Origin of the sequence: Agrobacterium sp. S7/73 (assembly GCF_019355535.1) — a bacterium.
GTDB lineage: Bacteria > Pseudomonadota > Alphaproteobacteria > Rhizobiales > Rhizobiaceae > Agrobacterium > Agrobacterium tumefaciens.
The window spans coordinates 545,199-557,669 of the sequence record NZ_CP072138.1; the positions used below are offsets into that span (position 1 = coordinate 545,199).

The 12,471-nt window shown below is 56.7% G+C and carries 10 protein-coding genes and 1 pseudogene; 8 read left to right on the forward strand and 3 right to left on the reverse strand.

Annotation, left to right across the window (positions count from 1 at the left end):
* Positions 1–8 precede the first annotated feature (8 nt).
* The 7 genes from J5276_RS27155 (at position 9) to J5276_RS27185 (ending at position 7,582) form a co-directional block, all read left to right on the forward strand.
* Entirely contained in the window at positions 9–650 is a 642-nt protein-coding gene (locus J5276_RS27155) for a siderophore-interacting protein (RefSeq protein WP_209159938.1), read from the forward strand.
* Positions 647–1,690 carry an iron ABC transporter permease gene (locus J5276_RS27160; RefSeq protein WP_209159939.1) on the forward strand — a complete coding sequence of 348 codons (1,044 nt, stop codon included), beginning with the start codon at positions 647–649 and terminating at the stop codon, positions 1,688–1,690. The genes J5276_RS27155 and J5276_RS27160 overlap by 4 nt, the downstream gene beginning before the upstream one ends.
* The gene (locus J5276_RS27165; RefSeq protein ID WP_209159940.1) at positions 1,687–2,748 is read left to right on the forward strand and encodes an iron chelate uptake ABC transporter family permease subunit; all 1,062 of its coding nucleotides are present in this window, start codon (positions 1,687–1,689) and stop codon (positions 2,746–2,748) included. Before J5276_RS27160 ends, J5276_RS27165 begins: the two co-directional genes overlap by 4 nt.
* The gene (locus J5276_RS27170; protein ID WP_051376977.1) at positions 2,745–3,629 is read left to right on the forward strand and encodes an ABC transporter ATP-binding protein; all 885 of its coding nucleotides are present in this window, start codon (positions 2,745–2,747) and stop codon (positions 3,627–3,629) included. Before J5276_RS27165 ends, J5276_RS27170 begins: the two co-directional genes overlap by 4 nt.
* 705 nt (positions 3,630–4,334) lie before the next feature.
* The gene (locus J5276_RS27175; protein ID WP_019565757.1) at positions 4,335–4,883 is read left to right on the forward strand and encodes a TRAP transporter small permease subunit; all 549 of its coding nucleotides are present in this window, start codon (positions 4,335–4,337) and stop codon (positions 4,881–4,883) included.
* 17 nt (positions 4,884–4,900) lie between these two features.
* A complete protein-coding gene (locus tag J5276_RS27180) occupies positions 4,901–6,406 on the forward strand; it encodes a TRAP transporter large permease subunit (RefSeq protein ID WP_019565758.1) in 1,506 nt (501 codons plus the stop codon).
* Between the two features lie 63 nt (positions 6,407–6,469).
* Positions 6,470–7,582: a TRAP transporter substrate-binding protein gene (locus J5276_RS27185; RefSeq protein ID WP_209159941.1), complete on the forward strand. Its 1,113-nt coding sequence runs from the start codon at positions 6,470–6,472 to the stop codon at positions 7,580–7,582.
* Between the two features lie 63 nt (positions 7,583–7,645).
* Here the strand turns inward: J5276_RS27185 and J5276_RS27190 are convergent, their stop codons facing one another.
* From J5276_RS27190 to nhaA, 3 genes are all read right to left on the reverse strand, one after another.
* The gene (locus J5276_RS27190) at positions 7,646–8,278 is read right to left on the reverse strand and encodes a response regulator transcription factor (RefSeq protein WP_209159942.1); all 633 of its coding nucleotides are present in this window, start codon (positions 8,276–8,278) and stop codon (positions 7,646–7,648) included.
* A complete protein-coding gene (locus J5276_RS27195; RefSeq protein ID WP_173998730.1) occupies positions 8,275–9,672 on the reverse strand; it encodes a cache domain-containing protein in 1,398 nt (465 codons plus the stop codon). Before J5276_RS27195 ends, J5276_RS27190 begins: the two co-directional genes overlap by 4 nt.
* Positions 9,673–10,386: 714 nt before the next feature.
* Complete coding sequence (gene nhaA / locus J5276_RS27200; RefSeq protein ID WP_209159943.1) at positions 10,387–11,604, reverse strand: Na+/H+ antiporter NhaA; 1,218 nt, start codon at positions 11,602–11,604, stop codon at positions 10,387–10,389.
* A gap of 612 nt (positions 11,605–12,216) precedes the next feature.
* On the opposite strand from nhaA, the pseudogene J5276_RS27205 reads away from it, so the two are divergent.
* Positions 12,217–12,433: pseudogene (locus J5276_RS27205) on the forward strand (IS110 family transposase); the annotation flags it as partial.
* Positions 12,434–12,471 lie beyond the last annotated feature (38 nt).

Sequence of the window (12,471 nt, forward strand, 5' to 3'; positions counted from 1 at the left end):
CCCCGTCAATGGTGCGTATAGTGCTTGGTGGAGAGGATCTAGCGCATTTTTGCAGCACAGATGCACCCGACGAATTTATCTGGTTGTCATTCACAAAGCCGGACATGACGACTACGGGTCGTTATTTCACCGTACGGCGATGGGACACGGACAATCGCTGCCTCACGGTCGATTTTGTCAAGCATGACGTCGGTATCGCTACTGAATGGGCTCAACGGGCCTGTGTTGGCGATGCAATAGAAATCTACCTGCCTCGATCGCGCTTTGATCCGCCTCATCAAGGAGCAATTCTCCTGATCGGTGACTACACTGCCCTGCCGGCGATAAGTCGGATCGTGGAAGAGTTGCCACACGATCGCACTGTTATTGCGCATGTCGAAATTCCCACCGTTGAGGACCGCGTCGAACTTGCGGCAGGGGGTAATGTTGCGGTTTTCTGGCATGAATCATTCGGCAAAACCCGCAATGCAACCGAGCTTGTCGATATCGCCCGAACGGCGACTTTTCCAGATAATACTGGCTACGTGTGGATCGCAGGCGAAGCGAAAGCAGTTGCGGAATGCCGTCGACATTTTCGCGATATATGTGGCATCGACAAGTCCCGGATTACGGCGGTTGGTTATTGGGTACAAGGGCAGTCACGTGCATGAGTACCGTTGTCCCTACCCATCAAGAAAAATGCGGCTTGGCCGGGATTATGCCACGGCTGTTCGGTCTGGTGGCCGGTCTTGTCCTTTTGGGTGCCATGACGCTGATCAGCCTTTCGATCGGAGCACGGCCAATCGCCATTTTGACGGTTTTGGAAGCTCTGTTCACCTATGACACCCACCTTGCGGAGCACATCATAGTGCATGATTACCGCCTTCCGAGAACCTTGCTCGGTCTGCTTTGCGGTGCGGCTTTTGGTGTATCTGGTGCACTGATCCAGGCGGCAACGCGCAACCCTCTGGCTGACCCGGGTTTACTGGGCGTCAATGCCGGCACTGCCTTCTTCGTGACACTCGCGGTCGGTATGCTCGGCCTCTATTCCATAGACTCCTATCTCTGGTTTGCATTTCTGGGGGCTATCACGGTCACGCTCGCGGTTTATGCGCTTGGCGCGGTCGGCTCGGATGGCGCGACGCCGGTAAGAATGGTTCTTGCCGGCGTCGCACTGTCGGCCGTTCTCGGCGGTATCGGTTCCGCTATCACACTGTTCGATCCGCAAGCCTTCGATTCCATGCGTTTCTGGTCGATAGGGTCGATTGCGGGAAGGGATATGGAAATTGTCACGACAGTTGCCCCGTTTATCGGCGCTGGGCTTTTGATTGCATTGACTGCCGCCCGGCCACTGAACGCCGTGGCGCTCGGCGACGATCTGGCGCGTTCGCTCGGCGCCAATATTCTTAGTGCCAGGACAATGACGGTTATCGCCGTGACGCTGCTTGCCGGTGCGGGCACGGCTGCTTGTGGTCCTGTCGGTTTCGTCGGTCTGATGGTGCCGCATGTGGTGCGCTGGTTTACCGGCCCAGACCAGCGCTGGATCATTCCTACGACGATGATCTACGCACCGCTGCTCCTGCTGGCTGCAGACGTTGCAGGGCGTTTGATCCTTTATCCGGGAGAACTCGAGGCTGGCATCGTTACCGCCTTCATCGGTGCTCCGGTACTGATCCTGCTTGTACGCAGAAAGAAGGCGAGCGGGTTATGACGCTTCACTCTTCTTCGCAGATCGATTTTGGCCGCACCTTGGTCGCGGTTCGGCTGCTCTCGGGCCGATTGTCGTTCCTCATTCATGCCCGTGCACTAATTGTAGCCACGCTGCTGCTAACGCTGGCGGCCTTTATCGCAGTGGCATCGCTTCTGGTCGGTAAATATCCCGTCACCTTGTCTGAAGTGCTTGGTGCGCTCGCGGGCCAGGGCGACGACATGGTGCGGATAATCGTGGTGGAATGGCGTCTGCCCCGTGTGGCGCTCGCTTTCTTGCTAGGGGGAGCTCTGGGAATGAGCGGCGCGATCTTCCAGAGCCTCACCCGCAATCCCCTCGGCTCGCCCGACATCATCGGCTTCTCCGCCGGCTCCTATACAGGTGCACTGGTCGTCATCCTTCTTCTTTCCGGCGGCTACTACGAGACGGCGGCCGGTGCGCTGATCGGCGGCATTGTCACCGCCACGGCCGTCTACATTCTCTCGTGGTTGCGCTGTGGGCAGGGCTTCCGGCTGATCATTGTCGGTATCGGCGTGGCGGCCATGCTCGGTTCCTTCAATACATGGATGATTCGCCAAGCCGAGCTTCAGGTGGCGATGAGCGCCGCCATATGGGGAGCGGGTTCGCTCAACGGTCTCGGCCTCGAACAGCTTCTGCCGGTCGTCGTCGTGCTGTGCATCGTGGTGCCAATGACACTCTTCCTTTTCCGGCCGATGCGTCAGCTCGAGATGGGTGACGATGCGGCGAGAGCATCCGGCGTCGATGTAAACAGGACGCGGCTTTTACTGACGGTGCTCGGGGTGGCACTGACGGCAATCGTCACGGCCGCATCCGGTCCAATCGCCTTCATTGCGCTTGCAGCACCACAGATCGCGCGGCGTCTGACGCGCTCCGCCGGTGTCGCACTCATCCCGTCCGCATTGACGGGCGGGCTTTTGCTGCTGGCCGCCGACTTCGCAGCACAGCACGCTTTCGGCGTCCAGCTTCCTGTCGGTGTGATGACGGTGAGCGTCGGCGGCCTTTACTTTGTCTGGCTTCTCATTCGCGAGGGCCGCAAATGACCTCTACCAACATCCATACCACTTCTGACAGACTGCGTGCCGACGCTGTCACGCTTCGCTATGACGAGCGAACGATTTCGCGGAATCTGTCGGTTGCCATTCCCGATGGCTCCCTCACCGTCATCGTCGGGCCGAACGCGTGCGGTAAGTCCACGCTGCTCAGGGCATTGTCACGGCTGCTCGCGCCTTCTGTCGGTCAGATCATTCTCGATGGACGAAGCATCACTGATCTTGCCGTCAAGGAAGTGGCTCGGTGTCTCGGCCTCTTGCCGCAATCGTCTGTTACGCCGGGAGGCATCACCGTCGCCGATCTTGTGGCGCGCGGCCGCTACCCGCACCAGTCATTCTTCCGGCAATGGTCGAAGGCCGACGAGGAAGCCGTCGTCAAGGCGATGGAAGCAACTCGCGTCACGGACCTGTCGGATCGTCTGGTGGATGAGCTTTCCGGCGGCCAGCGCCAGCGCATCTGGGTTGCCATGCTACTGGCGCAGGAAACACCGATCCTGCTTTTGGACGAACCGACCACCTTCCTCGACATCGCCCACCAGATCGAATTGCTCGACCTGCTGGCCGATCTCAACCGACACGGTCGCACCGTCGTCGCCGTGCTGCACGATCTCAACCATGCCTGCCGATACGCCTCGCACCTGATCGCCATGAAGGACGGCGCTATCGTAGCCGAAGGAAAGCCGTCCGCCATCGTCACCGAGAAACTCGTGGAAGACGTCTTCGGCCTGCCGGCCGTCATCATTTCCGATCCGGTGTCCGGAACGCCGCTGATCGTTCCGAAAGCTCGGCAAAGGCTCGATACGGCGAAAACCGCACAGGTCGCGCCTGCCGACACATCTGTTGGCGCAGGGAAGGAGTTACCTCGTGACTGACTTGCTGAAGCGTCTCAAGCTTTTACTCGCAGCTGAACTTTCTTCGTTGCATTCACGCGATCCAGTTTCATTGGAAACACCTTAATTCTGTGTCCACGAAACCGGCAGCAGGCCAATCTATGTAAGCTTGAGATTGGGTTCAGACGCATTTAAGAATACAGCGCCTCAGAACGTCTGGACGGACCTTTTTGCCGAAAACATGCAGGAAGGTGATACTCTCAAGGCCTGCTCAGACCTGCGCTAGAGTTCGAGCCGCCTCGGGTATGCCATCGACGCCCTCTTGTTGAGGCACAAAGTTATCTTGGATTTGGCATTTGGAAATACGGCTCCGACGTACTTCTTACACAGGTCACTGATCCCGGGCCAGTCGTTCATCAACAGAGTCATCGCCAAGCGGCCTAAAATTGCCCGATGCGGGGACCCAATCAAGTGACATCGCAGATTCCACTCGACATGGCTGAAGGTGAAGATTCGCCAGCAGGGCTGCCTCGAGTGCAATTAAAGCTACAGGCCTGGACACGGTGTTTCTTCACGGAATGCCACTGTATTTTTGCTCTGTTTGAACCTGCATACCCAGTTCTCGGTATGCCTGAAGAAGTTAACAGACGACAGCCCTTGAGCGAGAAGCCGCCATTGATATCTTGCCCGAACGATAGCGGCAGCATGTGTATTGAGGAGTACGCGGCCGCGTCCGGGGAGGATATCATGAAACTTCTACTGGCCGTTTCGCGCGCCATTGATGCTGCCAATTCAGCAATTGGCAAAGCAATTTCCTGGCTGCTTCTAGCGGCTATTTTCATTAGCGCCATCAACGCGATCATGCGCAAGGCGTTTTCTATGAGCTCAAACGCCTGGCTTGAATCACAGTGGTATTTGTTCTCTGCAGTGTTCCTCATTGCTGCCGCCTACACGCTTCTTAACAACGAGCATGTGAAGGTTGACCTAGTCTACGGAAATCTTCCGCGCAAAGGGCAACTGTGGGTCGACATTCTCGGGACGATCTTCTTCCTCCTGCCTTTCTGCCTCATCACGGTCTACCTCTCCTGGCCGGTCTTCCTGCAGAAGTTCGCCTCCGGTGAAGTATCAAATAATACGGGCGGCCTAATCCAATGGCCGGTCTGGGCACTGATACCGATCGGCTTCAGCCTGCTCTCCTTGCAGGGAGTGTCAGAACTCATCAAGCGCGTCGCTATCCTGCGCGGCGATATTCCTGATCCGGTTGCAGCGGCGGACGCCGAAGCGGCAATGCTCTGATCGAAGGAAAAATAACAATGGCATTCCTTGCGGAAAATCTCGCCCCGATCATGTTCGCGGCGCTCATCATCGTGCTCCTGCTGGGTTATCCGGTGGCCTTTGCTCTGGCTTTTGTCGGCTTTTTCTTCGGTTTCATCGGCATCGAACTCGGCCTGCTACCGGCAACCCTGTTTCAGGCCATACCCGATCGCATATTCGGTCAGATGTCCAACGAGACGTTGCTCGCCATCCCCTTCTTCACTTTCATGGGCCTGATCCTTGAAAAGAGCGGCATGGCGGAAGACCTTTTGGATACAATCGGCCAGCTGTTTGGACCAGTACGTGGCGGCATTGCCTTCGCGGTGATTTTCGTTGGCGCTATTCTGGCGGCAACCACCGGCGTTGTCGCCGCCTCGGTCATTTCGATGGGCCTCATCTCTCTTCCGATCATGTTGCGTTACGGTTACGACCGTAAAATCGCCGCCGGCACAATCGCAGCTTCCGGCACGCTGGCGCAGATCATACCGCCAAGCCTCGTCTTGATTGTGCTGGCGGACCAGCTCGGTCGCTCGGTAGGGGACATGTACAAAGGCGCCCTCGTTCCGGGTCTCTTGCTCGTTGGTGCCTACACGCTCTACATCATCGTGACCTCGATCATCAGTCCGGCAAAAGTGCCTGCACTGCCTTTGGAGGCACGGACCCTGCGGGGCAGCAAATTGCTTTTGAAGGTGATCACCTCGCTGGTTCCGCCGCTCGTCCTGATATTCCTCGTGCTTGGTACGATCTTCCTCGGCATCGCCACGCCCACGGAAGGTGGCGCCATGGGAGCGGTGGGCGCACTCGCCCTTGCGCTCGCCAATGGCAAGCTCAACTTGGGCCTCATTCAGCAGTCGCTATACGCGACGGCAAAACTGTCGTCCTTCGTCCTGCTCATCTTGCTCGGCGCGCGAGTCTTCTCCCTGACTTTCTATGGCGTGAACGGCCATGTCTGGGTCGAGCATCTGATGACATCGGTTCCGGGCGGCGAGATCGGATTCCTGATCGTCGCAAATCTGCTGGTTTTCTTTTTGGCCTTCTTTCTTGATTATTTCGAGCTGGCCTTCATTATCATCCCGCTTCTGGCTCCGGTCGCGGATGCGCTTGGCATAGATCTGATCTGGTTCGGCGTCATGCTAGCGGTCAATATGCAGACCTCATTCATGCACCCGCCCTTCGGCTTTTCGCTGTTCTTTTTGCGGTCCGTCGCGCCGACAAGGGCCTACAAGGATCGCATCACCGGGCAGACGATCCAGCCAATCACATCGAGCCAGATCTATCTCGGCGCCATTCCCTATCTTTTCATCCAGCTCGCCATGGTCATCATCATCATCGCGTTCCCCGGCATCGTGATGCATTACAAGTCGGGCGCCAAGGTGGCCGATCCTTCTGCCGTTCATATCAACGTACCCATGCCCGGCGCGGGAACGGACGCCGATCCTTTCGCCAACCCGTTCCTCGCGCCCGGCAACACGGCACCGAGCTTCGGCAAGCCAAGCACACCGTGACGATTGATCGGGCAGGCAAGCGCCCGACCACGCCACCCGTATTCAACAGGAGGAGGTAAAACTATGAAGGATAATCCAGGCCGCAGACAATTCTTGTCGGGCGGTGTGCTTGCGGGAGCGGCAGCGGCTGCTTCGACGCTAGCAACTCCGGCAATAGCCCAAACGTCACCGACCGTTCGCTGGCGTTTGACGTCAGGTTTTCCGAACAATCTCGACACGATTTACGGCGGTGCCGTTGTCATGGCGAATGCCTTGAGGGCCATGACGGGTGGCAAGTTCGACATCCAGGTCTTTCAGGCCGGAGAGATTGTTCCCGGCGCACAGGCCATCGATGCCGTAAAGGCCAACACGGTGGAAATTTCCCATACCTGCGGATATTATTTCACAGGCAAGGATCCGACATTCGCCATCGGCTCGACCATCCCCTTCGGTCTGAATGCCCGTCAGCAGAACGCATGGCTTTACCATGGCGGCGGCAACGAGGCCTATAATGAATTTCTGTCCGACTACGGCGTCATCGGAATTCCTGGTGGTGCGACGGGCGCCCAGATGGGGGGCTGGTATCGCAAGGAGATAAAAAGCATTGAGGATATCAAGGGCCTCAAGATGCGAATTGCCGGGGTCGCCGGGCAGGTGCTTGCGAGGCTTGGCGCCGTTCCACAGCAGCTTCCGGGCGGCGACATTTATCCAGCACTGGAACGTGGTACCATCGATGCTGCGGAGTGGGTCGGCCCTTATGACGACGAAAAGCTCGGTTTCTACCAGATCGCGCCCTATTATTATTATCCAGCGTTCTGGGAGGGTGGTCTGACGATTCACTTCTTCGTCAACAAGGATCAATATGCGGCCCTGCCTGACGAATACAAGGCAGCGCTTGACACCGCCTGCAAGGCGGCCAACATCAACATGCAGGCTCTCTACGACGTCAAGAACAAGGATGCGATCCGCTCGCTCGTTTCGAAGGGCACGCAGCTTCGCCCGTTACCCCGGGAAGTGCTCGACGCCGCCTATAAGGCAACCTTCGAACTCTATGACGAGTATACGCAGAAACATCCCGCATGGGCCAAAATATATCCCGGCTGGAAGAAATTCCGCGACGAGAGCTATGAATGGTTCCGCGTCGCCGAATATACCTATGACAGCTATGGCTATGCGATGCAGACTGCCGGCAAATAAGCTGGCATAACTGATGTCGAGGCCCCCGGGTGACAACATTCGCGGGGCCTCGATCCCATCGCGCTATTCCTTGATGAGCCCGTGGTCTATCGCATAGCGAATAAGACCGGCGGTCGTTGCAATATCCAGTTTCCGCTTGATGTTCTTGCGATGGGTTTCCATCGTGCTCTCGGCGATATCCAGCGCCACAGCGGCGTCGCGGTTGCTTTTTCCCCTCGCAATTAGTAGCAGAACGTCCTGCTCGCGGGTGGTGAGTTCCTTCAACCTGCCAGTGGCGCTCTCCATCAGCACGTCCCGGACTCCTGACGAGAAATAGGTGCCACCCGCCGCAACGGTGCCGATGGCTACCACTATTTCCTCGGTAGCCACATCTTTCAGGATATAGCCGGCGGCACCATACATCACCGAGGTCGAAATATATTCCCGGCTATCATGCATCGACAGCATCAGCACCCGCGCTGAAAGCTGTTTCTCCTTGAACAGTTCGAGCGCATCGATGCCATTGATCTGGGGCATGTTGATGTCCATCAGCACCACATGGGGTTGCGTGGCCACAGCCGCGTCAATACCCGCCACGGCAGACACTGCGGTTCCAACGACAGTGATGTGCTCGTACGTTTCGAGCACCGCCTTCAACCCGTCGAGGATGAGAGGATGGTTGTCGACAAGAAGAACCCGGATAGGGTGAACGATCATTCCGCAGCCTCCTGCACACGGTGGCCGGGGTCCTTCATAGCCGTCATGGGCAGGACCGCTCGCAGAACCGTTCCCTTGGCAGAGCTTTCCACATCAAGCCTGCCCCCGAAATGGGTCATGCGTTCCTGCATGTTTCGCAAGCCAAGCCCCTTGTCGGTCGCCATTTCGCTCTCTTCGCGGGTGGCCGGAAATCCGCGGCCATTGTCGCTGACGATCATCTGCACGCGTTCATCCCGGCTGGAGAACCTGATGGTGACCCGCGTCGCATTCGAATGACGCTCAATATTGGTCAGCGCCTCCTGCGCGACACGATAAAGGGCGACACGGGCTTCCGGAACTAGCATGTGCTTGAAGGCCACCGATTCCAGCGTTGCCGCGATACCGGTGCGTTCGGAAAAGCTTGAAATCAGTGCTTCTAAAGCCGCGGTCAATCCCAGGTCATCGAGAACACGTGGGCGCAGGTCGTGTGAAATACGACGGACCTCCTTGATCGCCTCGGTCAGCGCGGCGGCCCCTTTGCCGATAGCCTCTACAGCACCGACATTGTCCGGCGTCACCTTGCGCCGTGCAAGATCGATTGCGAAACGCACACCGACAAGATTTTGAGAGATGCCGTCATGCAATTCCCGGGCAATGCGCAGGCGCTCCTCCTCCTGTGTATCAATCACTCGCTGCATCAATTCCTTGAGCCGACCATCCGCCATCCTCTGCTGGCGCAGATTGAGCAGCATGCAGGTGGCAAACACCAACAGCACGGCAGGAACTGCAAACAGCGCAACGATCAGAAAATTCCAGGTGATGGAATGGCGCAATTCTTCCTTGGCCGCCGCGGTCGCTGCAAAAACGTCATCCAGATAAACTCCTGTCCCGATCATCCAGCGCCACTTGTCGAGACCGGCCGCAAAGGACAGCTTGTCGGCCGTTTTCCGGGTCGACGGTTTCTCCCACTTGTACTGAACAAGCCCCCCGCCTTCTTTTGCCTTGAGGATCAGGTCGTAGATGACCCGATTGCCATCAGGATCATAAAGATCCAGCCAATTATTACCCGGACGGAAATTTTGCCGCGGATGAACGACGTTCAACCCGTCATAATCATAGACGAAAAAATAGCCGTCCGTGCCGTAGTCAAGGTCCATCAAAATGCGCTTGACCTCTTCCTTTGCTGCGTCGTCACCAGGCCCGGCCTTGTCATAAACGGAGCGGATAGCAGATAGGGCAAGATTGGTGAGGTTGAGGAGTTCCGCCTCCTTAGCAGCAAGCATGTTTCGTTCAAACGCGTCGATACTCGTGCGCGCCAGCGTCATTGACTGCCATGTTATGAGTGCCGTGATGATGATGATCGCAAGCACTAGAGGCCCTATGGCCAGCGCAAGGATCTGGTTTCTGAGTCTCATGCGGCCCTCCGACACATTCGCTCTGACGCACCATCACCTAACAATAGTTCGCGCGGCAAGTCGAGCATGTCGGAGGTGATTGCAGGGATAGAGCATAGCACTGGGCACGTGAAGGACGTCAGCCTATTGTCAACTCTGATGTAAGGTCACAATCATCGAAATGAGCCGATATATTGACCTATCAGATATTTCAGGTGGTTCCGGGTCAACCGGCCACCGCCTGTGGCAGCTTTCGAGATGGCGTCACCGCCGCTGCGTGAAGGCAACAGGTTGTTCGAGATCTGCCTGCCAAACGGCCGGAAGCGACGATCTTGGCCGCGCTTGATCGGACTGTCCTTGCCCGACTGTTGCCGGTCCTGGACGCATCATGATCGCCTTTCCGGGCGCGTGCCGCGACTGAATTTTTTCATTGTATTCGTGGGCTCCAACTCCGTTAGAAACACCTTAATTCCAGTGTCCACGAAACAGGCAGCACGCCAGACAAGCACTTGCGCCGTTGCGACCAAATAAAGCTTGTTAAGCCTGCTCGGACCTTATCGCTAATTCAGCCTGCAAAAACCGGCATTGTCCGGCGCCTCCTGCAAGCCTTTGCAGGAGGTACGCTTCAGTTTGCCGTAAGCAGTTGAGGCGCGAAATTCGATCTCGGCGCTCAATGCCGGCTTGACCCTTTTCGGGTCAGAGGCCCGAGACGCAGGTAATATTTCCGTTACGCCGTCACTTGATTGTCGCGCAACTCAGCTGGTTTTCAGCCGGTTGACGCCTGCTCGATAGAGTGAGAATAATCGCCCCAGCGACACCTGAGACAAGTGATCCCATCAGGATGCCGATCTTCACGTGATCCTGAACAGAGGGATCGTTGAAGGCGAGCAAGCCAATAAACAAAGACATCGTGAAGCCAATACCGCACAAAAGAGCAGTGCCCGTAACCTGACCCCAGCTCGCCTGCGCAGGAAGTTGTGCAAGCCCAAGCTTGACCAGTAATGTGACGACGCCGAGTACTCCGACCAGCTTGCCGAGCACGAGACCACCTGCAACTCCCATTGTCAGAGGCTCGCTGAATACCGACAAGCTAAGGCCGGAGAGCGAAACGCCAGCATTAGCGAAGCCGAAGATCGGCACGATGATGAACGCAACAGGCTTGTGCAGCGCATGCTCAAGGCGATGGAGTGGGGATTCTTCTGGCGTTGCTTCTGGCGTGCCAGGGGTAAGCTTCAAAGGGATCGTCAATGCCAGCATGACGCCAGCAAGCGTCGCATGAACGCCTGAGGCAAAGACGAGCACCCAAAGTACAGCTCCCACCACCAGATACGGCCACAGTACCTTCACCTTCATCTTGTTGAAAATGAAGAGATTACCCCAAACGAGAGCAGCGCCAATGAGAGCAGTAAGGTTCAGATCTGCCGTGTAGAACAGAGCAATAACGATGACCGCTCCGAGGTCGTCAATGATAGCAAGCGCCGCAAGGAAAATCTTCAGCGACGCCGGAACACGTGATCCGAACAGTGAGAGGACACCGAGAGCGAATGCAATGTCGGTCGCGGTTGGGATCGCCCATCCCTGAAGTCCTGCCGGGTTGTCGCGGTTTAAAAGAACATAGAAGAGCGCCGGAAACAGCATGCCGCCTGCAGCGGCAGCACCGGGCAGGACCCTGCGGCTCCAGGTGGAGAGTTGGCCGTCCAGCATTTCACGTTTGATCTCGAGTCCAACCATCAGGAAAAACACAGCCATCAGGGCGTCGTTGATCCAGTGCTGGAGGTTGAGAGGCCCGATGTAGACGTACAAGATATGGAAGTAATCCTCAGCCAAAGGTGAGTTGGCCGTGATGATCGCCAAAAGCGCGACGGCCATAAGAACAAGGCCACCTGAGGCCTCATTGTCGAGAAACTTGCGAAGTGTGGAATTAATGCGACCTGGATTTGATGTCGAAGACACAGGTTCACGCTCCCTTAGCTGGAAGTTGATCTTAGTCTCCGTGGATTTCGGGGGAACCCGCAGCGCACGCAGCACGCGCTGTAGGCCAGCTTTATACTAAACCTCTGATAAGGTTTCCACAAAAACCGAGGCCGTAATCAAAAAACCGCATCGTTTGCGCGATCTTACGGCTCACTGATTGTCATTCGGGCTTTTCAACGGAATTGCCAAGTTGTGTGGTGTTGGGTGGCATCGACGCCGTGTCTCAAGCTGGACAACCGCTCAGGCGCGATCTGGCCGACCGCACGCCGAGCACCTTTGAATTCGTCAATTTCAGCGACTAGAGACAGGATTTCGGGCGTGATCCGGACAGTCGCCGTCTTTAGAAATTCCATTTCCCCATCTATTCCCATCCAATATTTCGGCAGAGCTTGTCAGATCTGACTGTTGATCGTGAGCCTTCCGATTGATGAGTCGGCCCCTGTATCCACTTATGCAGCGAGACGAGAGAAGATGTGCCAGAACGACAGCTCTCAAAAACTCGGAGCCGACCTCCTGTGAACCGCGCCGGATTTGCCAGAGGCTCCACTTTCTCAGAAGTTGGAGCCTTCGGCAAACCCGGTGCGGTTCAGAGACCGCCATTTGCGCGGGCTATTATACGAAGCGGCTTCGGTCGTTCTCACGCGCAGTTCCAAACAGAGTTCATTGCGAACACGGGGGCTTCAGCTGCGAGAGGGGATCAGCTTTTAAAAGAGCTGCCGTGGCTGTCGCGCGAAAGCTAGCTGTCACCATGCACACCATGCTGAAAATCGGAGAGTTCTTCAATCCTACTGCGGGCGTGACCGAATAGCACCTGACAGCGCTCAATAACTGAGCGCTTGAAGCGTC

Excerpts from the sequence above, each read along its gene's own strand:
- J5276_RS27165 (WP_209159940.1), top strand. The coding sequence starts at position 1,687 with ATGACGCTTCACTCTTCTTCGCAGATCGATTTTGGCCGCACCTTGGTC.
- J5276_RS27185 (WP_209159941.1), top strand. The coding sequence starts at position 6,470 with ATGAAGGATAATCCAGGCCGCAGACAATTCTTGTCGGGCGGTGTGCTT.
- J5276_RS27180 (WP_019565758.1), top strand. The coding sequence starts at position 4,901 with ATGGCATTCCTTGCGGAAAATCTCGCCCCGATCATGTTCGCGGCGCTC.
- J5276_RS27160 (WP_209159939.1), top strand. The coding sequence starts at position 647 with ATGAGTACCGTTGTCCCTACCCATCAAGAAAAATGCGGCTTGGCCGGG.
- J5276_RS27190 (WP_209159942.1), bottom strand. The coding sequence starts at position 8,278 with ATGATCGTTCACCCTATCCGGGTTCTTCTTGTCGACAACCATCCTCTC.
- J5276_RS27195 (WP_173998730.1), bottom strand. The coding sequence starts at position 9,672 with ATGAGACTCAGAAACCAGATCCTTGCGCTGGCCATAGGGCCTCTAGTG.
- J5276_RS27155 (WP_209159938.1), top strand. The coding sequence starts at position 9 with ATGGTGCGTATAGTGCTTGGTGGAGAGGATCTAGCGCATTTTTGCAGC.
- J5276_RS27170 (WP_051376977.1), top strand. The coding sequence starts at position 2,745 with ATGACCTCTACCAACATCCATACCACTTCTGACAGACTGCGTGCCGAC.
- J5276_RS27175 (WP_019565757.1), top strand. The coding sequence starts at position 4,335 with ATGAAACTTCTACTGGCCGTTTCGCGCGCCATTGATGCTGCCAATTCA.